The sequence below is a fragment of the Sphingomonas sp. Leaf62 genome (assembly GCF_001421915.1).
In the GTDB taxonomy this organism is placed as follows: Bacteria; Pseudomonadota; Alphaproteobacteria; order Sphingomonadales; family Sphingomonadaceae; genus Sphingomonas.
Genome location: NZ_LMLN01000028.1, coordinates 31,233 through 55,351 on the forward strand (window position 1 = coordinate 31,233; position 24,119 = coordinate 55,351).

A 24,119-nucleotide genomic window follows, 5' to 3' on the forward strand; every position below is an offset into this window, starting at 1 on the left:
AATTGTGTAAGCAGCGCTTTCGCTACATGCAAGCCGGGTTGCGTCGCGCGTAATCGACGTGTCAGGCCGCCATCGACAACGGTGCGCGTCCGGCGCGGTCGCGACCGGCGGCCTTGGCCTGGAACAGTGCCTTGTCGGCAAGGCGATAGAGCCGTTTCCAGTCATTCTCGTCCGACAGCGGGCCGTGGCAGATGCCGATGCTGCTGGTCACGCGCAGGTCGAACGGCAGGCGCTGCGCGCGGACATTGGCGAGCAGCACGTCGGGATCGGGCATCGCCGATTCTTCGCCCAACAACGCGAATTCCTCACCGCCCATGCGGGCGACCAATACGCCCGGCGGTGCGTGTAACCGCAGCGTACGGGCGAACTGGCGCAACACCTCATCGCCGCCGTCGTGACCGATCGTATCGTTGACCTGTTTGAAATGGTCGATGTCGAACAGCATCAGCGTACGCGAACCCGGTGCCGTAATGGCTCGCGACAGGAAGGCGCGGCGGTTGAGCAGGCCGGTCAGCGGATCGGTATCCGCCAACTCGCGCGAGATCGCCTCTTGCCGCACCGCTTCGTCGCGCTCGTGGCTGAGCACGCGGATGCGATAGGCGATGGCGGCGCTGGCGGTCAGCGTCTCGACGCTCATCGCCACCATCGTCGAATTGTCGATCCAGAAGTTCCATGGCAGCAGATTGATATTGTAGAGCGAGCGGACGACCAGCATTCCCACCGGTGCCGCCCAACTGAGCGCGAACAGCCAGAGATAGTCGCTGCGCCGCCGCCACGCGCGCCACACCACGAGGCCGACAGCGACCGGCGCGAAGCACATCGTCAGCGAGAAGAGGCGGTCGAGCGGGTTGATGGCGATCGGCCCGACCGCCATCAGCAGCACGCCGAGCAGTCCGAAGATGACGGTGACCATCTGGATCAGCCGGAGTGGCCAGCCATCGAGAATCCGGCGTTCGAAGAAACAGGCGCAAAAGGCCAGCGCCGAGGCCATGCCCCATGACAGCGCCAGATAGCTGGTCAGGATGCGACGATTATTGGCGAGGCCGGGCAACAGCCACGCCAGCGCGCCCGACGAAGACAACGCATAGATCACCAGGCAGGCAAGCAGCCCGCAATAGGCGATCTGAAAGTCGTGCCGCAGCACCCGCCATAGCGCGAAATTGTAGAAGAGCAGGCCGGCGCACAGCCCGATAAAGCCGGCATAGAATGCGGCGAGCAGCATGTTCGAACGCTGGCTTTCGATGTCGTCGGTCACGCGGGCACCAACCACGATGCCACGCATATTGGCGGCCCCGCCGACCCGCCACAGGACCCGTTCGACGGGCGCGCCATCGGGCATGAACCGATGTTCGACGATCGCGCCAAGCTGGATATGGTGATCGATGCCGACATTGTCGTCGAGCGAGCCGGTGATGCGGCCATCGGCGGCGATTGCATAGACGGCTAGACTGTCCTGCCACAGGCTGACCTGTCGCACGCGGACCGCCGCCGCCGGATCGGCGGGCGCGGGAAGACGACCGGACAGGATCCAGTAATCGCCGCGTCCGAACGCGATTTGCCGCGTGGTACAGTCGAACCGGCCGGTATTGGCCAACACGCCGCGGACGGTGTCGCCGGGCTGGACCCGGCTGACACAGGTCGTCAGCGGCGCGCCGCCGATCCCTGCCTGCGCACGCGCCGGCGTGGCGCACAACGCACCGAACGCGACGAGCAACGCGATCCACAGGGTTCGACAGGTCGATACCATCCACAGGACCTGCCAGCCGACCCCCAAGATTCGGTTAACGCGGCGTTCGTTTTTTCGGTCGGCGGGTCAGTGCGCGGCGACGATCGCCGCGCTTAGTCCGGCCAGCGTCGCCTGTCGCGCGATCTGGCGGAGGGTGTCGGCACCGGTGCCGGCGGGGGTCAGTACGCGCGCGCTGGAGCGCCCAGCACCGGCCGGCTGGGGAAAGGTCGTGGCACGGCTGGGTTTCTGCGCACCTTGTTGCCGGACGAAGGCGGCGACCGCCTCGCTCGGGCCGCTGACCACCAGTTCGGGGCCACCCTGCGCCGGGCTCAGCCCACATCCAGCCAGCAGCGTCGCCGCCGCAATCGTCATGAAAATCCGCATCCTCACCCCTATCGCTCGCCGCTTGGTCGCGGTCGTTGGCAGGCAAGCTGACATGCGCGGGCGTGCGGCGCAATGGGGCAGGATCGGTCGCGTCAGCCCAGTGCCTCGTCGAGCAGCCGGGCGAGGCGCAGGCCGCCCTTCCTGACCTGTCCCTGCGCGATGGGGACCAGCCGGGCGACGGTGGCGTCGTCGAGCCTGACCCGGCCAGCGGGTCTGGGGCCGCAGCCATCGCCGCCCAGTGCCGGGGCATAGACATATTCGCGGCTGATCTCCCAGCTGTCGCGGCTCCAGTCGACGACGGTGCCGGCCTGTACCGGCGCGCGTTCGGCGGGGGTGTAGACGCGCAGGATCGAGGGCGGGGTACTGATCGCACGTTCGGCGAGCGGGCCGTCCCAGATCGAATGGAGATTGAACCGGTCGGGGTGATAGATGCCGTAATCGGCCCGTACCCAGTTGCCGCCCAGATCGCCGCGATCGCCGGCATGAAGCGGCATATGCAGGTCGCCGACGAAGTGGACGAGAAAGGCGAGCGCCATCACCCGTTCGCGCATCGGGACGTCGCGGTCCTTCAGCAGCTTCAGGTTGCGGGTGATCTGCGCCGAGACGCAGTTGCCGTCCTTGCACGGTCCCTTCAGGTCGAACGGTTTGCACACGTCGACATTCTGGTAATGCCACGCATAGGCGTAGCTGAATCGCTCGCCGAGCGGCTTAATGCAATCGGCCCACACGCTCGCTTCCTCGATGGTGCGGGCCGGGCAGGTCGGCGTTTCGAGCAACCCCTGATGCCGCAGGATGCGGTCGATCGCGGCGCGGGTTTCGGGCCGGACGTTCAGGCGTGCGATCGTCGCGACGCTCTGGTGGCCATATTCCCAATAGGCATAGGCGGGCGAGGTCGCGAACAGGCAGGCGAGCGAGAGGAACAGGCGGCGAATCATCGGGTTGCCCCTTAAAGCCTGTCGTACGGCATGAAAACCGGGACTATCCCTCCTCGCCATAGATGGCGACGCGGCGGGTGCCGTCGCTGCCGGCGCGACCGCGATACATGCCGGGGGTGGTGAAGCTCCACGCGACGTCACCGTCGGGGCCGGCGACGATGACGCCGCCGGTGCCGCCCAGCGCCTGCGTTTCGGCCAGCACCGCGTCGGCGGCGGTTTGCAAGTCTTCGCCGGTAAAACGGATGCGCGCCGAAATCTCGTGCGCGACACCGATGCGGATGAAGAATTCGCCGGCCCCGGTCGCCGAAACGGCGCAGGCGCGGTCGTCGGCATGGGTGCCGGCGCCGATCAGCGGCGAATCGCCGATACGGCCCCAACGCTTGCCGGTGACGCCGCCGGTCGAGGTCGCGGCAGCGACATGGCCGGCGGCATCAACCGCGACCGCGCCGACCGTGCCGTATTTCATGTCGACATCGAACCAGCCATCGGGATCGGCCTTCATCGCATCGAGCTGCGCGCGGCGTTCGGGCGTGACGAACCAGTCGGGATCGACCTGTTCGACGCCCTGTTCGGTGGCGAAGGTATCGGCACCCTTGCCGGCGAGCAGGACGTGGGGGCTGTGTTCCATCACGGCGCGCGCGAGACTGACGGGGTGACGGGTGCGGGTGACGCCGGCGACCGCACCGGCGGCGCGGGTCGCTCCGTCCATGATCGCGGCGTCGAGTTCGATCGCGCCGTCGAAGGTGAAGACCGCGCCACGCCCCGAATTGAAGGTCGGATCGTCCTCCAGCACCCTGACCGCCGCCTCGACCGCATCGAGCGCGCTGCCGCCCGAGGCGAGCACCGCTTCGCCAGCGGCCAGTGCGGCGTCGAGGCCGGCACGGGCGGCGGCGTCGGTCGCGGCACCGACGGTGTCGCGGGTCAGGATGCCGGCACCGCCATGCACCGACAGGGTCCAGCGGGGGGCGGGGGCACTCGACATGGCTTCATCCTGCTACGGTTACACGCCCGCCTGCTAGCAGATCGCGGGTCGGCTGCCACCCTGTCGTACCGGGCGTGGGGCGACGCCGACGAGGATGCCGAACGTCGACACCAGCCGGGCCAGCGCGACGGTCGCGGCGCAGGCGGCGATCGTCGCGGTCAGGATCGCCGCCGCCTGTACCGGCGGGGCCAGCGCCAGCGGCAGGGTGAACCATGTCGCCAGCACGATCGCGGGATGATGGACGAGATAGGCGGGCAATACCGCCTGTCCCAGCGTCCGCCGCCAGCGATGATCGCGATTGGCATGGGCGTCGGCGAGGTGGAACAGCGTGACGACCATCCCCCATGCCATGACCGATCGGGCCGCACGGCTGGCGGCCATCACCGCGTGCGGTGGTATGGCGGTGCCGGGATAGGTGACTTCCACGCTCATCGCGACGCCGCCCGCCAGCAGTGCGAGCAGCGCGGCCAAGGGCCAGCACCGGTGCAGCGAGCGCCACAGCGCCGGATGGCGCGCGATCAGGAAACCGAGGACGAACAGCGTCAGGAACTGCGAATGGCCCGCCCAGTCGCGAAACAGCCCCTGCCGTTCGGGGATCAGGAACAGCAGCGCCAGACGCGCCGCCGCCGTCGTCGTCATCGGCACCCACAACAGGCGCATGCCGGGCGACAACCACGCCGCCACCCGGTCGAGCCATGCCAGCGCCGGGCGCGATGCCGTGACGCCGGCCACGATCATCGTGTAGGCCCAGAGATAGACGAGGAACCAGAGATGCTCCCAACTGGGAAACTCGACGCCCCACCGCGTGCCGACCGCCCACGCATCGAACAGCCAGAAATGCAGATAGCCATCGAGATAGCTGCTTTCGCGCACGCGCACCCACATTTCGAGCGGCACGATCGCGACCATGCCGAACGCGAGCGGGACCAACAGCCGCCGCGATCGATCGCGGGCAAATGCCAACCAGCCGCCGGCCCGCGCGAACAGCATCGCGCTGGCATAGCCCGAAACGGCGAACAACAGGCCCAGCCGCCACGGCGTCAGCGCCGCCATCGGCACGACCAGCGCGGGATAGGCGTGGCCGGTCGACACGATCCAGTGCCACGGGCTGAACGCCAGTGCGATGTGATAGGGGATCAGCATGGCGAATGCGGCGATGCGCAGCCAGTCCAGCCCGTAATGGCGGCCCGCCGGTGTCATGCGTTGCTGAAGTCCCCTGCGGCATTGCGTCACGCGACTTTCGCCTGACGCAATGCCGCCCTATACTGGGAACAAATAACCGAAGCGTTAGCGAGAATTTACCATGTCGATCCGCCCATGGCGCGATATCCACCGCCGGCAAAGCCGCCAGATCATGGTCGGCAACGTCCCCGTCGGCGGCGACGCGCCGGTCACGGTGCAGACCATGACCAATACCGACACCTCCGATGCGGTGGCGACGATCGACCAGATCCGCCGTTGCGAAGAGGCGGGCGCGGACATCATCCGCGTGTCGTGCCCCGACGTGCCGAGCACCGCCGCGCTTCGGCAGATCACCCGCGCCGCGCGTGTGCCGATCGTCGCCGACATCCATTTCCACTATAAGCGCGCGCTGGAAGCCGCCGATGCGGGTGCGGCGTGCCTGCGCATCAATCCGGGCAATATCGGGTCGAACGAGCGCGTCGCCGAAGTCGTGCGCGCGGCAAAGGCCAATGGCTGCGCGATCCGCATCGGCGTGAACGGCGGCTCCCTCGAAAAGCATCTGCTCGAAAAATATGGCGAGCCATGCCCCGACGCGCTGGTCGAGTCGGCGATGGACCATATCAAGTTGTTACAGGACCACGACTTCCACGAATTCAAGGTCGCGGTGAAGGCATCCGACCTGTTCATGGCGGTCGCGGCGTATCAGCAACTGGCCGAGATGGTCGACTGCCCGCTGCATCTGGGCATTACCGAGGCCGGCGGGTTCGTCGGCGGCACGGTCAAGTCGTCGATCGGCATCGGGTCGCTGCTGTGGTTCGGGATCGGCGACACGATCCGCGTATCGCTGTCGGCCGAGCCGGAAGAGGAAATCCGCGTCGGCTTCGAAATCCTGAAGGCGCTGGGCATCCGCAATCGCGGGGTGCGCGTCGTGTCGTGCCCGTCCTGCGCGCGGCAGGGATTCGACGTGATCCGCACCGTGCAGGCGCTGGAGGAGCGGTTGCAGCATATCCGCACGCCGATGTCGCTGTCGGTGCTGGGCTGCGTCGTCAACGGCCCCGGCGAGGCGCGCGAGACCGATATCGGCATCACCGGCGGCGGCAACGGCCGGCACATGGTCTATCTGTCGGGAGTCACCGACCACCATGTGCAGGACGCCGACATGATCGAGCATATCGTCAGGCTGGTCGAGGCCAAGGCGGCGGAGATCGATGCGGCGAGTGCGGGGATGCCGCAGGCCGCGGAGTAGGCGGCGGCCCAATCCCGCCGGACCGTTCGTGCCGAGTAGCGGCCGAGCGGAGTCGAAGGCTCGTATCGAACTACCCTGGGCGGTCCTTCGATACGCCATTTCCACGTCGCTCGATGGCTACGCAGGACGAACGGAGTGGCCTGCGAGGCTAACGCCTATGACCCGCCGAGCACGTTCACGCTGAACGCGACCACGCCCAGATTGAAGACGAACGCGATCAGGCAATGGCCGGTCACCGTGCGGCGCATGATGCGCGAGGTGATCGATACGTCCGAGGTCTGGAACGTCATGCCGAGCGTGAAGGCGAAATAGACGAAGTCCCAGTAATCGGGTTCGTCGGTGCCGGGCATGTCGATGCCGCCGCTGTCCTTGCCGGTGGCATCGGCGGTGTAGAAAAGATGCGCATAGTGCATCGCGTAGATGGTGTTGGCGAATGCCCATGTCAGCAGCAGCGTCGCCACGACCAGCACCACGACGCCCGCGCCCGGACTGCCGCGCTGTCCCAGTTCGACACCGATCGCCGCCAGCACCACAATCGCGATCGCCCCGGAGAGCAGCAGCAGCAGCGGGCGGTTGGCGTCGTTGCGGATCGCAGCGGCCCGCATCGCATCGGTCGATGCGCCGAGAAGCGGGATGCACGACAGCAGGAACACGACCGCCCCGGCATCGAACGCCAGCGGAACCCCGCTGCGCCAGCCGAACGTAGGGATGCTCCACACCCCGACCGCACCCGCGACCAGCGCGAAGACGATGAAGCGGGGCGGCGCGATGCGTTGGCCGAGATTGAGCGACATGCGGTTCCTGTATCGTACCGCCGCGCCGTTCGGAAGCGGTCCGGCCGTCCGGTGATGGGGACCGGCCGGGCGCCGGACCCGTTCAGTTCTTGATCGTCACCATGCCGACCGGCTTGTCCTTGGTAGATGCGTTGGCGGCGATGGTCTTCACCTTGGCCGCCTTGGGCTTGCGGAGTTCCTTGTTCGACTTCTGCTGGCTCTTGGCCATGACGTTGTCCTTCACGGGCGAGGCGCCCGGTGATGAGCCTATACCATCCGCATCCCTGCCCTTGCATCAAATCGACGCGCACGCGACAGCGATCCCGTCCGCCGTTCGCAAAGGTCCGCCGATGTCTGCCGCCCCGTCCAGCTTGCGCGCCTTCCTCGTCGCCGGAGGCGGGATCATGGTCTATACGGTGATGGACGCGCTGATGAAGCAGTTGTCGATCGACAGCGGCGCCTACAACGCCGTCCTGTGGCGATCGATCGGTGGTGCGATCCTGTGCGGCGTGTTGTTCGTTGCGGTCGGGCGACGCTGGCCGGTGCGGGCGACGCTGGCGCTGCATATCGGGCGCGGCGTTGCGGCCGGATCGTCGGTGGTGCTGTTCTTCTGGGGCCTTGCCCGCGTTCCGATGGCGCAGGGGGTGGCGCTGACCTTCCTCGCGCCGCTGATCGCGCTGTATCTGGCCGCGCTGTTTCTGGGTGAGACGATCCGCCGCGCGGCGATCGTCGGGTCGGTGGTCGCGTCGGCGGGCGTGCTGGTGATCGCGGCGGGGGAGGTGCAGGCCGATGCCTCGACGCAGGCAGTGCTCGGCAGTCTCGCCTGCGTCGCTGCGTCGATACTCTATGCCGGCAGCCTGATCCTGCTGCGGCGACAGGCGCAGGTCGCCGACCCGGTCGAGGTTGCCTTCTTCGCCAATCTCGTCATCGGCGGGATGCTGTTGCCGGCCGCGCCGTGGCTGGGCGCGATGCCGGCAGGATCGCAACTGCTGCCGCTGTTCGGAGCGATCCTGCTGAACATTGCGTCGGTGATGGCGCTCGCCTGGGCCTATGCGCGGGCGGAGGCGCAGGTGCTGGCCCCGGTCGAATATAGCGCGTTCCTGTGGGCCGCGCTGGCCGGCTGGATCGTGTTCGGCGAAACGGTGTCGCCCTACACCGTCATCGGTGCGCTGCTGATCGTCGCCGGGTGCGTGGTCGCGGTGCGGCGGCGGGTGCCGGCGATGCAGAGCGAGGCGGGGGCATGAGCGCCGACGAAGGCTTGCTGCTTTGGGTCGAGGAGGCGCTGGCACCCGTCGGGCGCGTCACCTGGCGGCGGATGATGGGCGGTGCGACGCTGTATCTCGACGGCATGGTCTTCGCGATCGTCCTCGACGATGCGCTGTGGTTCAAATCGGATGCAGTGGCCGATCCGGTCTGGGACGCCGCCGGGTGCACGCGATTCACCTATCAGCGGAAGGACGGAAGCGTTGCGACGATGAACTATCGCCGGGTGCCCGATGGCGTGTTCGACGATGCCGACCTGCTGGCCGAATGGGCGGCGCTGGCGGTCGAGGCGGGGCGCCGGGCGCCGGTCAAGCGGCGGCGGACGAAGCGGCGGGATACGGCATAGCGGGATCGTGTCCCTTTGCCGCAAACAAAACGGGCGGGGAAAATCCCCGCCCGCATAAGCTCAACGACCCGGTACGTCGTAGTCGTGCGGTTCTTCGCCCTGCGCCTTGGCTGCGTTGTAGCGTTCGATCGCTTCCAACGTGATGCGCTTGGCTTCCTCGGCACCGCCCCAGGTGCCGATCCGGACCCACTTCTTCTTTTCGAGGTCCTTATAGTGGGTGAAGAAGTGTTCGATCTGTTCGAACACGATTTCGGGCAGATCGGCGCGTTCGCCGACGTTGCTGTAATAGGGAAAGGTCGAATCGACCGGCACGCACACCAGCTTTTCGTCGCCGCCGGCTTCGTCCTCGAGGTTGAGCACCGCGATCGGGCGGGCGCGGACGACGCAGCCGGGAATGAAGGGCGAGCGCGACACGACCAGCGCGTCGAGCGGATCGCCATCGGGCGACAGGGTGTGCGGCACGAAGCCGTAATTCGCCGGATAGCGCATCGGCGTGTGCAGGATGCGGTCGACGAACAGCGCGCCCGAAGCCTTGTCGAATTCATACTTTACCGGTTCGCCACCGGTCGGAACTTCGATGATGACGTTCAGGCTGCTCGGCGGATTGTCGCCGGTCGGCACCATGTCGATGCGCATTGATAGTCTCCCTTGTCTGGCACGGACGCGCGTACGACGCGCCCTTTAGCCGCATTTACGAACGGTTGAAGCAGGTTTTGTTTAGAATCGTCAAAGGTGACAACCGGATGGTCCCGGATCGGGATCATCCGGCCGAACATCATTTCGCGGTAAGCAGGCGATCGAGGCCATTGTCGCCCGAACCGACCTTTTCGAACCGGGGATACCGGTGCCCGTCGTGATAGGGGATCGCGACCTCGCGCACCGCTTCGTTCAGGTTGACGGTCAGGCGGATCGGTTCCTTCGCGCCCCTGGCCGCGCCGACCGCATCGCGCAGGCGATCGGGGGTATAGGCGCTGCCGTTGACCGCGAGGATCGTCGTGCCGATCTCGAACCCGGCCTTGAACGCCGGGCTGCCCCAGATCACGCTGGTGACCTTGCCGTCCTTGTTCGCGCCGAGACCCAGCGAATAGGGCAGCGACACGCCGCCCGCGCTCTTCTCGCGCCCCTTCAGATAGGCGGTCGGGGTGTCGGTATAGGTCAGGCGATAGCCGTTGGCGGCGAAACCGTCGATCGGCGCACGATCGGTGCGGGCGTCCAGCCGCCTGTCGAGGAAGCCGGCCCAGTCATAGGGCTGGATGCCGTTCAGCGTCTTTGCGACATCGGCCAGCGTATAGGGCAGCACGCCCCAGTCGCCGTCGCGCATCCCGAAAAAGGCGCGGGCGAAATCGTCCATCGACCTGGTGCCACCCGACTGCTTGCGCAGCATCGAGTCGACCTCCATCCACACCAGCAGGCCTTCGTTGTAATAATCCTCCGAACGCTGCCAGCTGGGCCAGCCCTTGGGACGACGGGCGGTGATGACCGGATCGTTGGTGGTGTCGATCAGCGGCCGCCACTGCCGCCCCTCGCGCGCGTCCAGTGCGGCGGCGATGTCGGCATAGGCGTCGAGCGTATCCTGCTTCGACACCAGCCCCGAGCGCGCCTGCAACACATAGCCCCAGAACTGGGTCTGCCCCTCATACACCCACAGCAGCGAGTTGCGCATCGGCATGCGGAAATCGGGGGTGAACAGGTCCGCACCACGACGGTACTTGCCGTCCCAGCTATGGGTGAATTCGTGCGGCAACAGGTTGCGTTCGCCCGGCCCCGCAGTCCAGTCGGTGAAATAGCCGGGGTCGACGCCGTTTTCGGACGAACGATGATGTTCAAGGCCGATCGAACCCATCTTGTCGGTGATCGACAGCAGGAATTCGTATTTGTCGTAATGCTGCGCGCCGAACAGCTTCACCGCCTGTTCGACCAGCCGGGTATGCGCCGCGACCTGATCGGGGGTGGCGGCCAGTTCGGAGGGCTTGTCGGCGACGATGTTCAACCCGACCCGGTCGGTCAGTGCGAACCGCTTGAAATATTTGCCGGCGAAGACCGGTGAATCGATCAGCGTTTCGTAGCTGGTCCGGTCATATTTATAGACGCCGTTCTGCACCTTCGACGGCAGGCCCGATGCGGCGGTCCAGCCGGCGGGATAGCGCACCGACGCCTCTACGGGCAAGCGGCGGGTGTAATAGCCGGCAGGGTACAGGCTCACCGCTTCGAATTGCAGGTTCAGCATTTCGGGGGTGACGACGATGCGGCCCTGATCGCCCTGCTGCGCCGACAGGAACTGGAACTGCACGTCGAGATTCTTCGCGCCGGCGGGCACGTCGATATGGAAGGAGAACATGTCGAGCACGTCGCGGGTCCATGGCAGCTCACGGCCGTTGGCACGGACGACGAGGCCGGCCAGCTTCTCGATCTCGCCGCGGGGGCCGTGTTTGCCGGGCAGCCATTTCGGCATCATCAGCACCATGTGACCGGTGCGGGCGACCGGGATCGTTTCCTTCACGCGGAAGATGCCCTGCACCGTGTCGGTCGCGTCGACGTCGAGCTTGATCGTGCCGGGATAGTCAATGTCGCGTGCGGCGGGGACGGTGTCGACGATCGGCGTCGGTTGCGGCAGCGTGTTGCCGGGCGGGTTGATCTGGGCGGTGGCGGGCAGGGCGGTGGTCAGCAGCAATACGCTCAGCGGGACACGCAGCAAATGGGTACGCAAGGGCGGGGACTTCCTTCGGACGCGGATATGCTTCACCGGATGCTTACCATGTCGGTGATAGCGGATGACGCCATGTATCACGCCAACCCGTTGCCTGTGCAAGCCGAACCCGAATCGCGGCCCGCATCGGCGGTGTCGGCGGGCGTCGGGCTGGCCGGGCTGGCTGGATTGTGCGGCTGGATCGCGGTCGCGTGGCATTACGGGATGGACGGTCCGTATGCGGCGCTGGTCAACGTCGTCGCCTGTGCGGTGCCGATGGTGTTGTGGTCGCTGCTGGTCGACAAGGTGCACCGCAACCCGTCGACCGGCATCGATTGGGACCATGTCCGGCCGTGGCGCGAGACGGTCGAGATCAGCCTGACGAAGCTGGCGGGGCTGTGGCTGACCTGGGGCGTGATCGCCGGCATCTATGCGACCGGGCGATTTTATTGGGAGGGCGGGTTCGCCTTTTCGATGTGGGTGTTCGAATGGGCGGCCGTGCCGCTGTTCGTGCTGTCGATCCCGTACATGCTGTGGATCGACCGGCGGTTGGTCGAACCAAAGGACGGGTGCTGGGCATTGGGGGCGTGGATGATGCACCTGCCCGAGCCGATCGACCACGCGGCGATATACAACCACCTGCGCGGCTGGGCGGTGAAGGCGTTCTTCCTCGCGTTCATGCTCGCCATCGTGCCGCCGGGGTTCGGCGAACTGATCCGCACCCAGCGCGCCGACATCGTGACCGGACCGGTGCCGTTGGCCAACTGGCTGATCACCTTCATGTTCGTGATCGACGTGGGCGTGGCGACCGCCGGATACATCCTCGCGATGCGGCCGCTCGACAGCCATATTCGCAGCGCCACGCCCTATGCCGCCGGATGGGCGGCGGCGCTGATCTGCTATCCGCCGTTCATCCTGATGGCCGATGGCGGGCCGCTGGATTATCATCCGGGGACGTCGGACTGGACCCACTGGTTCGCCGGGCAGCCGGTGGCGTTGTGGCTGGTCGGCGCGGTGCTGGTCGGGCTGACCGCGATCTATGCGTGGGCGACACTGGCGTTCGGGTTGCGGTTCTCGAACCTGACGCATCGCGGCATCCTGACGCACGGACCCTATGCCTTTAGCCGGCACCCGGCCTATCTGTCGAAGAACCTGTTCTGGTGGATTTCGACGATCCCCGTCCTGACGACCGCCGATAACTGTACCGAAGCGGCGCGCAATACCGCGATCATGGCGGCGGTCAGCAGCGTCTATTACTGGCGTGCCCGGACCGAGGAACGGCATCTCGGCCTCGATCCGGTCTATCGCGCCTATAGCGGCTGGATGACGCGCCATGGCGCTATCCCGCGCGCCTTTGCCCGTATCGGGATCGGGCGGGGCCGTAACCCCCCGCCCGATGCGATCAGAACCCGCCCGACAGGGTGAAGAACGCCATGCGCGGCGGCTGGGCATAGGTGTTGAAGGTCCGCGCGGCGGCACCGACGACGATCTCGTAAATGCCCTTGCGGTCGGTCAGGTTGGTGATGTTGACCGACAGCCGCGTGTTGCGCAGCCCCAGCCCGAGCGTTTCGGGCAGCGCATAGCTCGCCTGAAGGCTGATCAGGTAGCGACCCGAAATCGATTGGTCGTTGGTATAGGTCGCGAAGCGGCGGCCGACGAAATCGCCGATCGCCTGCACCTCGAACGGACCCGACGCGGCGGTGACGACGGTCTTGTTCAGCCAGCGCGCGACGTTGGGCACGTCCTTGCCCGCGGTCGCGATGGTGGTGGTGCCGCTGACATAGTCGTCGTCGTAACGCGAGCGGTTGTACGACAGCGCGTTGTAGATCGAGAAGCCCGGTCCGAACCGCACCGTCGCCGCCGCATCGATGCCGTTGGTGGTGACGCCGCCGACATTCTGGAGGATCGACACGCCGCCGATGACCGAGGCGATGACCGGCGTCGCGCTGATCTGCAGCAGGCGGTTGCTGAAATCGACGTGATAGGCACTCAACTGCCCCTCGATCGCGGTGACCGGGCCGAGGTCGACATTGTGGCGCGACCGGACGCCGGCTTCGTAGGTCCATGACGATTCGGGCTGGGTATCGGCCTTGATCTGGTCGAACGCCTGCTGGCTGCCGACGTTGAACGGCGACAGGCCGGCGGCGACCGATGCCTGGAACTGGCGAACATTCTTCTGGATGTGGCCGAAGACCTGATCGTTCGGCGTCACGTCCCACACCGCACCGATTGCCGGCAGGAACCATTTGCGGGTGTTGAGCTGACCCTCCGGGAAACCGGTCGACGATCCGGGCAGTGCGCCGGGCCGCGGCTGGACCGGGATGCGCCCTTCGGCGAATTGCAGGCTGGATTTGAACCCGCCCTCGATCGCGAGGGCCGGGGTTACCTGCCACCGGTCCTGTACGTGCAGCTGGATCAGGTCATATTCGGTGATGCTGGCATATTGGGTCAGGCGGCGCAGCGACGGATCGGCATATTCGTATGGCGAGGGCGGGCTGCCGACCGGCACCGCATACCAGCGGCGGAAGATGGTGTTGCGATTATGTTCGTACCAGCCGCCGATGTCGAACACATGGTCGCCGCTGGTGACGGTCAATGCCGCGAGCGAACCGACGCGGTTGATGCCATATTCGGTGGTGCGCAGCGCATAACCCGAATTGCCGAAGACCTGCTTCAGATTCTGACCCGGATAATAGATGCGGAACAGCCCCGGCAGGCCCGCAACCGAAATCGGCCCGACGATCTGCCCCTGACCATCGTCATGGTGATAATAGGGCTGAAGTTTGAAGACGATGCCGTCGCCCAGCTTCTGTTCGAGCTTGAGATAGGCAAGATAGTCGGTGCGCTGCGCATCGCCATAATAGTTGAGATAGTTGGCCGGATTGTTCGACGGCGGCGCGCCGTTCGCGTCGAGATAGGCAAGCGCGCCCTGCCAGTTCGGATACAGGACGGTGCGGTAATAGGGTTCGAAGCTGCCGGTGTTGCGCGCGACCGAATCCTGGTTCGGTTCGTCCTTCTGGCTGTACGCGAAATAGCCGGTCAGCGTGGTCGTCGGCGTCGAGTGGACGAACTTGGCGTTGGCCTGCCACCCCTTTTGCCGGGCGTCGAATTCCCACGCGCGGGCGTTCTGGCGGATGCCCGAGATGTAGAGCGCGTTGCTGCCGCCCAGCGCGTCGAACCGGCCGGTGTCGAAGCGCAGATAGCTGCGGCTGGCGTCGTAGCTGCCGAAGGTCTGGCCGAAGCGGCCGCCCATCTCCGCTGCCGGATCACTGGTATAGGTTTCCAGACCGCCGCCCAGATTGCTGGCCGAGGCGGTGGCGAGGTCGGCGGCACCGGCGGTCAGGCGGACGCGCGCCACGTTTTCGCTGATGACGGCGCGCTGCGGCGACAGGCTGTTGAAATTCCCATAGGACTGATCGCCGAGCGGCACGCCGTCGAGGGTGAAGCCCAGCTGGTTCTGATTGAAGCCATGGACGGACAGCGCGATATTCTGTTCGTTATTGCCCCATGGATCGGCGGTTTCGAACTGGACGCCGGGCAGCGTCTGGATCGCCTTGACCGGATTGACGCCGGGCAGGAGTTTCTGGATCTCGGCGGCTTCGAGCACGACGGCCGAGCGGGTCGTGCGCTTGCCGGTGACGACGACGGTGCCGTCCGCCTGATCGGTCGTATCGGCATCGGCCGTAGCCTCCGGCGCGATCTGCTGCGCGGTAGCGGGGGCGGCGAGGATCAACGACGCGAGCGACGCGGCAAGCAACAGGCGTGCGCGGCGGCGCACTGCCGTGGTAACGGACAACATGGAATTCCCTCCCGGAACCGCGGAAACGCGGACCGGGGTCGCCTATGCGTCGTCGATGACAGTCGTACGCCGAAACGATGGCAGTTCAGTGAATTTAGAAAATTGATATCCGAATTAGTGAAATGTTAAAAGCTGTAGTCGTCGTACACCTTCGACAGGTTGCCGGCCCATTGGCCAGCGAATTTGTCGAGCAGCACCTGCGCCGGCACCTTGCCCGAGCGGACGACCTCGCGCAGCGGTTCGAGGAAGCCGCTCTCGTCCTCGCCCGATGGCCCGAGGCGACGGCGGGCGGACAGGCCGCGTCCGGCGATGTCGAGCACGTCGCCCGCTACGTCGCGCAGGCGACCGCCGCCGGGCAGCGGCGCATCGAGGCCGAGCGCCGGTACCGCATCGCGCAGCGTCTGGCGGTCGTCAATCGACCAGCCCTTGACCAGATCCCATGCCGCATCGAGCGCACCCTGGTCGTAGAGCAAACCGACCCAGAAGGCGGGCAGCGCGCAGATGCGCCCCCATGGACCGCCATCGGCGCCGCGCATTTCGAGGAAGGTCTTCAGCCGCACTTCGGGGAAGGCGGTCGAGAGATGGTCGGCCCAGTCGTCGATCGTCGGCTTCTCGCCGGGCAGGACCGACAGTTCCCCCTTCAGGAAGTCGCGGAACGACAGGCCGGCGGCGTCGATATAGCGACCGTCTCGATAGACGAAGTACATCGGCACATCGAGCGCATAGTCGGCATAGCGTTCATAGCCGAAACCGTCCTCGAACACGAAGGGCAGCATGCCGGTGCGCGCCGGATCGGTGTCCGACCAGATGTGCGAGCGATAGGATAGCTGCCCATTGGGCAGGCCGTCGGTGAAGGGTGAATTGGCGAACAGCGCGGTCGCGAGCGGTTGCAGCGCGAGGCCGACGCGGAATTTCTGCACCATGTCCGCCTCGCTCGCATAGTCGAGGTTCACCTGAATGGTGCAGGTGCGCAGCATCATGTCGAGGCCCATCGTGCCGACGCGCGGCATATGGTTCAGCATGATGCCATAGCGGCCCTTGGGCATGATCGGCAGTTCGTCGCGGCGCTTGTCGGGCCACATGCCCAGACCCAGGAAGCCGAGGCCCAGTTCGTCGCCGACCGCCTTCACCTGATCGAGATGCCGGCCGGTTTCGGCGCAGGTCTGGTGCAGGGTTTCGAGCGGCGCGCCCGACAGTTCGAACTGTCCGGCGGGTTCGAGGCTGACCGAACCGTCCCTGCCGGTGAGCGCAATGACCTTGCCGCCTTCCTCGACCGGACGCCAGCCGAAGCGTTCGAGCCCGGCGAGCAGGTCGCGGATGCCGCCCGGTTCGTCATAGGATGGGGCGGCGTGATCGCTGGTACGATACACGAACTTCTCGTGCTCGGTGCCGATCCGCCAGCGCTCGGCCGGCTTCTCGCCCCCGGCGAAATAGGCGATCAGTTGCGAGCGGTCTTCTATGACCGCTGCGCTGGTGTCCGAAACGGTCTTCGTGCTCATGGTCGCGCCCATAAACGGCGGGACGGTGCGACGCTAGGGGGCTGTCGTTGATAGGGGTATAGCGCGGCTACCAGTCGCCGGCGGCGGCCATCCACAAGGCCGTTGCCGCCGCCGCCGCCGTCTCGGCGCGCAGGATGCGCGGGCCGAGCGCGATACCGACCGCCTGGCGCAGCGCGCGGACGGCGTCGCGTTCCTCCGGATCGAAGCCCCCTTCGGGACCGATCAGGATCGCGGCGGGGCCGGGATGCGCGCGCATCGCCGCGACCGCCGGCACCCCGCCGGTTTCGTCGGCGAAGAACAGGGTGCGCTCCGCCGGCCAGTCGCGCAGCAGCGCGGGCAGCTTCACCGGTTCGGCGAGCGCGGGCAGGGCGGTGCGGCCGCATTGCTCGGCGGCCTCGATCGCATGCGCGCGCAACCGGTCGAGGTTCAGACGGTCGACGACGGTGCGGCGGGTCAGCACCGGCACGATGCGATCGACGCCCAGTTCGCACGCCTTTTCGATCACCCAGTCGATCCGGCCCTTCTTGGTCGGGGCGATGCACAGCCAGACATCAGGCACGACCTCCCGATCGCGGAGTTGGTCGGTCGCCTCAATGACCAGATCGCGCTTGCGGACCTGCGACGCGACTCCGCGCCATTCGCCGGTCGCGTCGTCGAACAGGCGGACGGTGTCGCCGTCCTTCACCCGCATCACCGACAGCAGATAATGCGCCTGCGCGCCGTCGAGGCGGACCTGCACGCCCGGGCCGAGCGGTTGTTCGACGAACAGGCGGGGCGACGAATCGGTCGGCCAGGCGGGGGTGGCGGGCATGGCGCGGGGTTAGGACGCCAGCTTCATGAGTACCAGCCCGCCGAGCAGCATTGCCGCGGCGATCAGGCGCAGCGGGGTCACCGCTTCGCCGAGCAGGACGATGCCGACGACGAACGCGCCCAGTGCACCGATGCCGGTCCACACCATGTAGCTGGTGCCGAGCGGCAGCTGCTTCATCGCCAGCGACAGCAGCCCGAAACTGGCGAACATCGCGACGAAGGTGGCGAGGGTAGGCAGCGGCTTCGAAAAGCCGTCCGACAGTTTCATGTAATAGGCCCAGACGATCTCGAGCAGTCCGGCGACGGCCAGCATGACCCACGGCATCACGGCGTCTCCGCGTCGCGTTCGATCCGGTAGGCGGCGTCGAGATAGCGGTCCGCCGCTGCCCGCAGCGCCGGTTCCTTCTCGAACGCTTCGGCAGGGGGTGGCGCTTCGCCGATCGCGTCCATCAGCGTCCACAGCGCGAAGCGGCGCGACGGATCGCGTTCGATGCCGAAATCGATCGCCATCCGTTCGCGCGCGGCATCGATCGTCGCCGGATCGGCGGTTTCGGGGTCGGTCGTGCCGAAATAGTGGCTGAGCAACTGGTCGAGGTCCATGGGGCGTCTGTAGCCGCGATCCGGGAGCCGCGCGACCGCTTCGTGACCGCAAGGTGACGAAGGTTTAACGCAACAAATCCGCCATTTCAGGCACTGTATCCGGCATCGGACATGGTGTTCGACGGAGGTGCAACATGCGTTCCTTTTCACTGATCGTCCTGCCGCTGGCGATGCTGGCGGCGCAACCGGCGCTGGCCAAGGGCTGTGTCCGCGGCGCTGCCGCCGGCGCGGTCGCGGGGCATTTCGTCGGCAAGGGCCACGGGTTGCTGGGCGCGGCGGCGGGCTGCGTCGCGATGCACCATCATTATGCCAAGCAGGCCAAGGCGCAGGCCAAGCACTGATCGACCGCCCCGCCGTTCTGCCGGACGACGGGGCCATCGTCGTGGCGCGGCGCATTCCCCCTGTCGCTTCGCGCGCGGTCGTGGCAGCAGGGCGGGATGCCGTCCCCGAACCCCGCCGCCGCGTCCGAACAGGTTGCCGATACCGAACATCGCGGGCTGATCGCGATCCTGCCGCGCGCCGCACGCCCGTTCGCCTTGCTGGCGCGCTTCGACCGGCCGATCGGCTGGTGGCTGCTCTATTGGCCCGGCGCATGGGCGATGGCGCTGTCGGGGCGGGCGGTCGAGCGGTGGGACATGCTGCTGTGGTTCCTGCTGGGCAGCATCGCGATGCGCGGGGCGGGATGCGTCTATAACGACATCGTCGACCGCGATCTCGACCGGCAGGTGGCGCGCACCGCCAACCGCCCGCTGGCGAGCGGTGCGGTGTCGGTGAAGGCGGCGTGGGTGTGGCTGCTGGTCCTCAGCCTGATCGGGCTGGTCGTGCTGCTGCAGCTGAACCTGACCGCCGCGATCGTGGCGCTGGCAAGCCTCGCGCTGGTCGCCGCCTATCCGTTCATGAAGCGGATCACGTGGTGGCCGCAGGCGTGGCTCGGCATGGTGTTTTCGTGGGCGGCGCCGGTCGCATGGGCGCAGATGGGCACCGACGACTGGCTGCCGCTGGCGCTGCTCTATGCCGGGTCGATCGCGTGGGTGATCGGATACGACACCATCTATGCGTGTCAGGATATCGAGGACGACGCGATGGTCGGGGTACGGTCCTCAGCACGGGCGATGGGCGGCCGGGTGCGGCCCGGCGTGACGCTGTTGTATGTCGTCGCCATTGCGTGCTGGGCAGGGGCGGTGTGGCGGGTGTTCCCGACCCCGCTGGCGCTCGCGGCGTTGCTGCCGGGGTCGCTGCATTTGTTGTGGCAGGTCGCGACACTCAAACCGGAGGAGGGGGCGAACACGCTGCGGCGGTTCCGCTCGAACCGCGATGCCGGCTTGCTGATCTTCCTCGGGCTGCTGGTGGTGGGGCAGGCGGCGTGAGCGTTGCCGTGCGTGCTTCGGCTTCCCATCTGCCGACCATGCAGACTCCGTCCCAAGCCGTCGACCGGGCGCACGCCGCCATGGACCTTGCCAAGCGTCATGGCGCGGATGCCGCCGATGCGATCCTCGTCGCCGATACCGCGCTGTCGGTGTCGGTGCGGCTGGGGCAGCTGGAGGATGTCGGCCGGTCGGAAGGCAGTGAACTGGGCCTGCGTGTGTTCGTGGGGCAGCGATCGGCGAGCGTGTCGACGTCCGACCTGTCCGATGCCGGGCTGGACGCGCTGGCCGAACGCGCGGTGGCGATGGCCCGCGCCGCGCCCGAGGATCGCTGGGCGGGCCTTGCCCCGGCCGAGCGGTTGCTGCACGGCGCGGCTCCGCTGCTCGACCTTGACGATGGCGGCGACGTTCCCCCGCAGGTGTTGCGCGAGGCGGCGCTGGCGGTCGAGGACGCGGCGCGTGCTGTATCGGGCGTCAGCAATTCGGAAGGCGGATCGGCCGGCTATAATCGCGCGGTCGTCGCCTTCGCCACCAGTCACGGCTTTGCGCAGGGCTATGCGGTCACCAGCCACGGCATTTCGGCCAGCGTCCTTGCCGGCGAAGGCGCGGCGATGCAGCGCGACTATGCGCATCATTCGGCACGGCACCGCGCGATGCTGGAAGACCCGGAGAGCGTCGGTCGCCGCGCGGGCGAGCGCGCCGTCGCCCGGCTGAACCCGGTGCGGATCGATGGCGGGGCGATGCCGGTGGTGTTCGATCCGCGCGTCGGCGGCAGCCTGATCGGCCATATCCTCGGCGCGATCTCGGGTCCGTCGATCGCGCGCGGCACCAGCTTCCTGCGCGACTGTCTGGGCCATGCCATCCTGCCGACGAACCTGTCGATTCTTGACGATCCGCACCGCCCGCATGGGCTGCGCGCGCGGCCGTTCGATGGCGAGGGATTGCCGGTGTCGCCGATGGCGCTGGTCGATCATGGCGTGCTGGAAACCTGGCTGCTCGACAGCGCGTCGGCGCGGCAACTGGGGCTGGAGCCGACCGGCCATGCCTCACGGGGGTTGAGCGGACCGCCGGGGGTGACGACCGGCAACGTCCATCTGGCGGGCGGCACTGGCACGCGCGAGGCGCTGATCGCCGATATCGAGCACGGCGTGCTTGTCACCGAACTGATCGGACAGGGGGTGAACGGCGTCACCGGCGATTACAGCCGGGGGGCGTCGGGCTTCCTGATCGAACGCGGCGAGATCACGCGGCCGGTATCGGGCATCACCATCGCCGGCAATCTGCGCCCGATGCTGGCGTCGCTGACCGCGGCGGGCGATCTGGAGCATCGGCAGGGCGTCAACGTGCCGACGCTCCGGGTCGATGGCATGACGGTGGCGGGTGGCTGACGCAGCGCTGCTCGAACCGGTAACGGCGATCGTCGCCGAGGCGGCAGCGCTCGCGCACGATCGCTTTCACGGCGATTTCGCGACATGGGAAAAGGCGCCGGGCAATCCGGTGTGCGAGGTCGATCTGACCGTCGACCGGTTGCTGCGCGACCGGTTGAGCGCGTTGCTTCCGCAAGCGGGGTGGCTGTCGGAGGAGACCGCCGACGATGCCATCCGGCTGGCAAGGCGGCAGGTGTGGATCGTCGATCCGATCGACGGGACGCGCGACTATATCCGGCGGCGCGACGGCTGGGCGGTATCGGTGGCGCTGGTCGAGGATGGCCAGCCGGTGCTGGGCGTGCTCGACGCGCCGGTGCGGCGGCAGCGCTGGACGGCGCGCACCGGCGGCGGGGCGTGGTTGAACGGCGAACGACTGGCGGTCAGCACCCGCAGCGACTTTTCCGGCAGCCGCACCCCGGTCGACGCGCTGGCGAAGGCGGACCGCGACCTGTTGATGGTCGCCAAGCCCAATTCGATCGCGCTTCGCATGGCGATGGTCGCGGCGGGCGAGGCCGATTTCCTCGCCACCATCCGCTGGGGCAATGAGTGGGACGTGGCGGCGAGCATCCTGCTGGCCCGCGAGGCGGGGGCGACGGTGACCGACGCGATCGGACGCAAGCTGCGCTTCAACCAGCCACGCCCGCAGTTTTTCGGGGTGATGGCGGCGGCTCCGGGCATCCATGCGGCGGCGGTGGAACGGCTGCGCGAGCGGGCGATCGTGGCGTTGGGGAAGCGGTAGGCGCGCGCGGATCAGCCGCCATTCATCGGCGTTGTGCCAGGGCGATGGCGATGCAGGCGACACTTCCCGAACGGACGCGGATCGGTGCGATGGGCGTGACCATCGCGCTGCATGTCCTGCTCGGCTGGGCGCTGATCGTCGGGCTGGGCGTCGATGCGCCGCGGGTGGCGGAGCGGGCGCTGGCGACGTTCGACATCCTGCCGCCGCCGCCCGATCCGCCACCCCCGCCACCCCCGCCGCCGGTGCCGCAGGTCGTGCGGCAGGGGCGGCCGGAGGGGCGGGNGGCGGGCGGCCCCGCCCAATATCCGGTCGAAGGCGACCGAGATCGTCGCCACGCCGCCGGTCGTCCCGCTGCCGGAGCCGCCACCGGTCGTGACCGCACCGGTCGCCGGGCCGGGGAGCGACGCGTCGTCGGGCGCGACCGATCGGGTCGGGCCGGGGACGGGTGCGGGCGGGGTCGGCAATGGCCTTGGCAGTGGCGGTGCGGGGGATGGCGATGGCGGCGGCGGGGGCGACACCCCGCCCGAGCAGATCGGCGGATCATTGCAGGGCGCGCGGTTGCCGCCCGAACTGGCGGAGGACGGTTTCGTGGGGACCGTCGAGGTCGATTACGTCGTCGAACCCAATGGCCGGGCCACCGACTGTCGCATCCGACGGTCGAGCGGCAATCGTGCGATCGATATCGCGACCTGTCGCCAGATCGAACGCGTCTTTCGCTTCCGCCCGTCGCTGGACGGACGCGGGCGGGCGGTGCCGTCGGTCATGGTGCAGCGGCATGACTGGGATGTCGAGCGCGACTGAAAAGATACGGGTTTTCGGCCAAAGGTCACAAAGGTCACACTTGCGCGGTGTTTGTGCGTGGCGCGGCTTTCGGGATTCGTGACGTTTGACGGGACCGACTCCCCTCCCTGGACTAGGGAGTGGTCGGGGGTGGGTCGGCCTGCGGGGAACGGGTGCTCTCCACAACCCGCCTATCCACCCCAAACCCAGCTTCGGGTAAATAGTGCCCCGCACTGTTTAGGTCATGACGGGGGCATGACCGACCCGAAGCTCTTGTCAGGGAGGGGAGCGATCAGATTGCGGGCATTTCTCCGAAAGTGGACTGGCTTCACAGGTTGTGCCGGTGATTGATCGAAAATGAGAAAGAGCGCGGAAGAGGGTACGGAACGCCGTTAGCTGTAGGAAAGCGGAAATGACGTCGCTGGAGCAACGTCGTCCAGAGGGCAGAAGATGATCCGTCGCATGCTGATTCTGTTACCCGTCTTGGCCGTGAGCGGTTGCGGGTCGGCGCCCGTTTGCTCGACCGAAGTCGTGCACAAGGCATATGATAGGGGCAGTGACCGATATGCGCTGGTCGAAGCGCGCGACTGTGGTGCGACGACGGACATCGCGACGGTAGTGAAGCTTGGCCGTTCGAGCCGTCCGGCTGACACGGCGACCGAAGTTTTTATCGCCGACAGCGATCACGGCGCGACCGATCTGCAACGGGCGGGTAACATCTGGATCAGCGTCGTCTGGCCGCGACCGGGCGTCCTGTCGATCGCGTACGCATCCAAGGCGCGTGTCTTTCGACGCAAGCCGGACGCCGACGGGGCGTCGATCACTTATATCGCCAGCGATCCGCTGACGCTGCCGGGGGTGCCCTGAGCAACGATCCTACTCTTCGCCTTGATACTTGATCTGCAGATACCGTTCCCTTGTCGCCAGACTGTCCAGATCCCCCTGCGCCAGTTGCTGGGTCATCGCGGCGATTTCGCCGTCGATGATGCGCAGGCCGTCGACGAGTTGCTGATCCGGGGTGCGGCCGTTGCGTTCGACGTGGCGGAGGGGTTCGGGGACGCGTTGGTAGCCGCGGATGAGTTCGGGGAGTTGTTCGCCCACCAGCTTGCGGACTTCGGATGCCGCCATCGGTTCGTCGTCGCCGAGCGTGGCGAGTTGCGCCGACAGCGTGTCGAGCTTGATTCCGATCGCGTCGGCGAGGCTGACGGCGGGGGCGGGCAGGGCGGGGCGCTGCGTCGCGAGCCAGCGTTCGGTCTGCGACGGCAGCGACTTGATCGGGGCCTGCACCAGTTGCTCGACGGCGACCGGTCGCGTGACCGGCAGTGCCGCGAACAGCACCGTCGCCGCGATCAGCAGCGCGACGACCAGCAGTGCGCCGCCGACGCCCAGCGGCACGAACCAGCCCAGCACCAGCGCGGCGAGGAGGATCGCGCCATCGGCGAGCGCGATGCGGCCGACGCGGCGCAGCACCTCCGCCTCGCGCCGCCGCCGGGCGCGCGGGGCGACGACGCCGTTGCGTTCGCGCGCGCGTTCCAGCGTCAGGCTGGCGCGTTCCAATACCTCGTCGCTGCGCGACAT

General features: G+C 67.2%; 25 protein-coding genes. 10 read left to right on the forward strand and 15 right to left on the reverse strand.

Features of this window, described 5'->3' with window-relative positions; genetic code table 11:
- Positions 1-61: 61 nt before the first annotated feature.
- From ASE91_RS11590 to ASE91_RS11610, 5 genes are all read right to left on the reverse strand, one after another.
- Positions 62-1,747, reverse strand: a complete 1,686-nt coding sequence (locus ASE91_RS11590; protein ID WP_156357815.1) for a GGDEF domain-containing protein — start codon at positions 1,745-1,747, stop codon at positions 62-64.
- A 66-nt stretch (positions 1,748-1,813) separates the two neighbouring features.
- Positions 1,814-2,110: a hypothetical protein gene (locus ASE91_RS11595; RefSeq protein ID WP_055995796.1), complete on the reverse strand. Its 297-nt coding sequence runs from the start codon at positions 2,108-2,110 to the stop codon at positions 1,814-1,816.
- Positions 2,111-2,202: 92 nt separating this feature from the next.
- Positions 2,203-3,045 carry a S1/P1 nuclease gene (locus ASE91_RS11600; protein WP_056626406.1) on the reverse strand — a complete coding sequence of 281 codons (843 nt, stop codon included), beginning with the start codon at positions 3,043-3,045 and terminating at the stop codon, positions 2,203-2,205.
- 43 nt (positions 3,046-3,088) lie between these two features.
- Positions 3,089-4,027 (reverse strand): isoaspartyl peptidase/L-asparaginase family protein, encoded by a 939-nt coding sequence (locus ASE91_RS11605; RefSeq protein ID WP_056626408.1) that lies wholly within the window; start codon positions 4,025-4,027, stop codon positions 3,089-3,091.
- A gap of 33 nt (positions 4,028-4,060) precedes the next feature.
- A complete protein-coding gene (locus ASE91_RS11610; RefSeq protein WP_056626410.1) occupies positions 4,061-5,227 on the reverse strand; it encodes an acyltransferase family protein in 1,167 nt (388 codons plus the stop codon).
- A gap of 103 nt (positions 5,228-5,330) precedes the next feature.
- Here ASE91_RS11610 and ispG point away from each other — a divergent pair, with 103 nt between their 5' ends.
- Positions 5,331-6,455: a flavodoxin-dependent (E)-4-hydroxy-3-methylbut-2-enyl-diphosphate synthase gene (gene ispG / locus ASE91_RS11615; protein ID WP_056626412.1), complete on the forward strand. Its 1,125-nt coding sequence runs from the start codon at positions 5,331-5,333 to the stop codon at positions 6,453-6,455.
- Between the two features lie 155 nt (positions 6,456-6,610).
- Here the strand turns inward: ispG and ASE91_RS11620 are convergent, their stop codons facing one another.
- Together ASE91_RS11620 and ASE91_RS20260 are read right to left on the reverse strand one after the other, a co-directional pair.
- Positions 6,611-7,249, reverse strand: a complete 639-nt coding sequence (locus ASE91_RS11620; protein ID WP_056626414.1) for a DUF1345 domain-containing protein — start codon at positions 7,247-7,249, stop codon at positions 6,611-6,613.
- Between the two features lie 82 nt (positions 7,250-7,331).
- On the reverse strand, positions 7,332-7,472 hold the full coding sequence (locus ASE91_RS20260) for a hypothetical protein (protein WP_156361396.1): 141 nt from the start codon (positions 7,470-7,472) through the stop codon (positions 7,332-7,334).
- Between the two features lie 106 nt (positions 7,473-7,578).
- Here ASE91_RS20260 and ASE91_RS11625 point away from each other — a divergent pair, with 106 nt between their 5' ends.
- Both ASE91_RS11625 and ASE91_RS11630 read left to right on the forward strand, forming a co-directional pair.
- A complete protein-coding gene (locus ASE91_RS11625; RefSeq protein ID WP_056627144.1) occupies positions 7,579-8,472 on the forward strand; it encodes a DMT family transporter in 894 nt (297 codons plus the stop codon).
- Complete coding sequence (locus ASE91_RS11630; RefSeq protein WP_055995776.1) at positions 8,469-8,837, forward strand: TfoX/Sxy family protein; 369 nt, start codon at positions 8,469-8,471, stop codon at positions 8,835-8,837. Before ASE91_RS11625 ends, ASE91_RS11630 begins: the two co-directional genes overlap by 4 nt.
- 60 nt (positions 8,838-8,897) lie before the next feature.
- Here the strand turns inward: ASE91_RS11630 and ppa are convergent, their stop codons facing one another.
- On the reverse strand, positions 8,898-9,473 hold the full coding sequence (gene ppa / locus ASE91_RS11635) for an inorganic diphosphatase (protein ID WP_055995774.1): 576 nt from the start codon (positions 9,471-9,473) through the stop codon (positions 8,898-8,900).
- Positions 9,474-9,612: 139 nt separating this feature from the next.
- The gene (locus tag ASE91_RS11640) at positions 9,613-11,544 is read right to left on the reverse strand and encodes a M61 family metallopeptidase (protein WP_200911266.1); all 1,932 of its coding nucleotides are present in this window, start codon (positions 11,542-11,544) and stop codon (positions 9,613-9,615) included.
- 72 nt (positions 11,545-11,616) lie between these two features.
- Here ASE91_RS11640 and ASE91_RS11645 point away from each other — a divergent pair, with 72 nt between their 5' ends.
- On the forward strand, positions 11,617-12,948 hold the full coding sequence (locus ASE91_RS11645) for a methyltransferase family protein (protein ID WP_055997192.1): 1,332 nt from the start codon (positions 11,617-11,619) through the stop codon (positions 12,946-12,948).
- On the opposite strand, the gene ASE91_RS11650 is transcribed toward ASE91_RS11645, so the two are convergent.
- The 5 genes from ASE91_RS11650 to ASE91_RS11670 form a co-directional block, all read right to left on the reverse strand.
- On the reverse strand, positions 12,926-15,322 hold the full coding sequence (locus tag ASE91_RS11650) for a TonB-dependent receptor (RefSeq protein WP_056626421.1): 2,397 nt from the start codon (positions 15,320-15,322) through the stop codon (positions 12,926-12,928). The two genes, ASE91_RS11645 and ASE91_RS11650, sit on opposite strands and share 23 nt — an antisense overlap.
- A gap of 125 nt (positions 15,323-15,447) precedes the next feature.
- A complete protein-coding gene (locus ASE91_RS11655; RefSeq protein WP_056627145.1) occupies positions 15,448-16,821 on the reverse strand; it encodes a glutamate--cysteine ligase in 1,374 nt (457 codons plus the stop codon).
- 67 nt (positions 16,822-16,888) lie between these two features.
- The gene (locus ASE91_RS11660) at positions 16,889-17,632 is read right to left on the reverse strand and encodes a 16S rRNA (uracil(1498)-N(3))-methyltransferase (protein ID WP_056626423.1); all 744 of its coding nucleotides are present in this window, start codon (positions 17,630-17,632) and stop codon (positions 16,889-16,891) included.
- Between the two features lie 9 nt (positions 17,633-17,641).
- Entirely contained in the window at positions 17,642-17,956 is a 315-nt protein-coding gene (locus ASE91_RS11665) for a DMT family transporter (RefSeq protein WP_055995762.1), read from the reverse strand.
- Positions 17,956-18,231 (reverse strand): hypothetical protein, encoded by a 276-nt coding sequence (locus tag ASE91_RS11670; protein WP_055995758.1) that lies wholly within the window; start codon positions 18,229-18,231, stop codon positions 17,956-17,958. The genes ASE91_RS11665 and ASE91_RS11670 overlap by 1 nt, the downstream gene beginning before the upstream one ends.
- A 134-nt stretch (positions 18,232-18,365) precedes the next feature.
- On the opposite strand from ASE91_RS11670, the gene ASE91_RS11675 reads away from it, so the two are divergent.
- The 6 genes from ASE91_RS11675 to ASE91_RS11700 all read left to right on the forward strand — a co-directional run bounded on the left by ASE91_RS11675 (position 18,366) and on the right by ASE91_RS11700 (position 23,408).
- Positions 18,366-18,572, forward strand: a complete 207-nt coding sequence (locus ASE91_RS11675; protein ID WP_055995755.1) for a hypothetical protein — start codon at positions 18,366-18,368, stop codon at positions 18,570-18,572.
- A gap of 96 nt (positions 18,573-18,668) precedes the next feature.
- Complete coding sequence (ubiA, locus tag ASE91_RS11680) at positions 18,669-19,598, forward strand: 4-hydroxybenzoate octaprenyltransferase (RefSeq protein ID WP_056626425.1); 930 nt, start codon at positions 18,669-18,671, stop codon at positions 19,596-19,598.
- A gap of 38 nt (positions 19,599-19,636) precedes the next feature.
- Positions 19,637-20,983: a TldD/PmbA family protein gene (locus ASE91_RS11685; RefSeq protein WP_056626426.1), complete on the forward strand. Its 1,347-nt coding sequence runs from the start codon at positions 19,637-19,639 to the stop codon at positions 20,981-20,983.
- Positions 20,976-21,761, forward strand: coding sequence for a 3'(2'),5'-bisphosphate nucleotidase CysQ (locus ASE91_RS11690; protein ID WP_056626429.1), 786 nt, complete (start codon positions 20,976-20,978; stop codon positions 21,759-21,761). Before ASE91_RS11685 ends, ASE91_RS11690 begins: the two co-directional genes overlap by 8 nt.
- A gap of 588 nt (positions 21,762-22,349) precedes the next feature.
- On the forward strand, positions 22,350-22,562 hold the full coding sequence (locus ASE91_RS21060) for a TonB family protein (protein ID WP_235530495.1): 213 nt from the start codon (positions 22,350-22,352) through the stop codon (positions 22,560-22,562).
- A gap of 429 nt (positions 22,563-22,991) precedes the next feature.
- The gene (locus ASE91_RS11700) at positions 22,992-23,408 is read left to right on the forward strand and encodes a hypothetical protein (protein ID WP_056626431.1); all 417 of its coding nucleotides are present in this window, start codon (positions 22,992-22,994) and stop codon (positions 23,406-23,408) included.
- Between the two features lie 9 nt (positions 23,409-23,417).
- Here ASE91_RS11700 and ASE91_RS11705 read toward each other — a convergent pair whose 3' ends face one another.
- Positions 23,418-24,119, reverse strand: a complete 702-nt coding sequence (locus tag ASE91_RS11705) for a hypothetical protein (RefSeq protein WP_056626433.1) — start codon at positions 24,117-24,119, stop codon at positions 23,418-23,420.

Bases quoted from the DNA above. Each gene is read 5' to 3' on its own strand.
- ASE91_RS11645 (WP_055997192.1), top strand. From the start codon at position 11,617: ATGTATCACGCCAACCCGTTGCCTGTGCAAGCCGAACCCGAATCGCGG.
- ASE91_RS11625 (WP_056627144.1), top strand. From the start codon at position 7,579: ATGTCTGCCGCCCCGTCCAGCTTGCGCGCCTTCCTCGTCGCCGGAGGC.
- ASE91_RS11595 (WP_055995796.1), bottom strand. From the start codon at position 2,110: ATGCGGATTTTCATGACGATTGCGGCGGCGACGCTGCTGGCTGGATGT.
- ppa (WP_055995774.1), bottom strand. From the start codon at position 9,473: ATGCGCATCGACATGGTGCCGACCGGCGACAATCCGCCGAGCAGCCTG.
- ASE91_RS11605 (WP_056626408.1), bottom strand. From the start codon at position 4,027: ATGTCGAGTGCCCCCGCCCCCCGCTGGACCCTGTCGGTGCATGGCGGT.
- ASE91_RS11665 (WP_055995762.1), bottom strand. From the start codon at position 17,956: ATGCCGTGGGTCATGCTGGCCGTCGCCGGACTGCTCGAGATCGTCTGG.
- ASE91_RS11685 (WP_056626426.1), top strand. From the start codon at position 19,637: ATGCAGACTCCGTCCCAAGCCGTCGACCGGGCGCACGCCGCCATGGAC.
- ASE91_RS11630 (WP_055995776.1), top strand. From the start codon at position 8,469: ATGAGCGCCGACGAAGGCTTGCTGCTTTGGGTCGAGGAGGCGCTGGCA.
- ASE91_RS11600 (WP_056626406.1), bottom strand. From the start codon at position 3,045: ATGATTCGCCGCCTGTTCCTCTCGCTCGCCTGCCTGTTCGCGACCTCG.
- ASE91_RS11670 (WP_055995758.1), bottom strand. From the start codon at position 18,231: ATGGACCTCGACCAGTTGCTCAGCCACTATTTCGGCACGACCGACCCC.
- ASE91_RS11620 (WP_056626414.1), bottom strand. From the start codon at position 7,249: ATGTCGCTCAATCTCGGCCAACGCATCGCGCCGCCCCGCTTCATCGTC.
- ASE91_RS11675 (WP_055995755.1), top strand. From the start codon at position 18,366: ATGCGTTCCTTTTCACTGATCGTCCTGCCGCTGGCGATGCTGGCGGCG.
- ubiA (WP_056626425.1), top strand. From the start codon at position 18,669: ATGCCGTCCCCGAACCCCGCCGCCGCGTCCGAACAGGTTGCCGATACC.
- ASE91_RS11705 (WP_056626433.1), bottom strand. From the start codon at position 24,119: ATGTCGCGCAGCGACGAGGTATTGGAACGCGCCAGCCTGACGCTGGAA.
- ASE91_RS11660 (WP_056626423.1), bottom strand. From the start codon at position 17,632: ATGCCCGCCACCCCCGCCTGGCCGACCGATTCGTCGCCCCGCCTGTTC.
- ASE91_RS11590 (WP_156357815.1), bottom strand. From the start codon at position 1,747: ATGGTATCGACCTGTCGAACCCTGTGGATCGCGTTGCTCGTCGCGTTC.
- ASE91_RS11655 (WP_056627145.1), bottom strand. From the start codon at position 16,821: ATGAGCACGAAGACCGTTTCGGACACCAGCGCAGCGGTCATAGAAGAC.
- ASE91_RS11700 (WP_056626431.1), top strand. From the start codon at position 22,992: ATGATCCGTCGCATGCTGATTCTGTTACCCGTCTTGGCCGTGAGCGGT.
- ASE91_RS11610 (WP_056626410.1), bottom strand. From the start codon at position 5,227: ATGACACCGGCGGGCCGCCATTACGGGCTGGACTGGCTGCGCATCGCC.
- ispG (WP_056626412.1), top strand. From the start codon at position 5,331: ATGTCGATCCGCCCATGGCGCGATATCCACCGCCGGCAAAGCCGCCAG.
- ASE91_RS11650 (WP_056626421.1), bottom strand. From the start codon at position 15,322: ATGTTGTCCGTTACCACGGCAGTGCGCCGCCGCGCACGCCTGTTGCTT.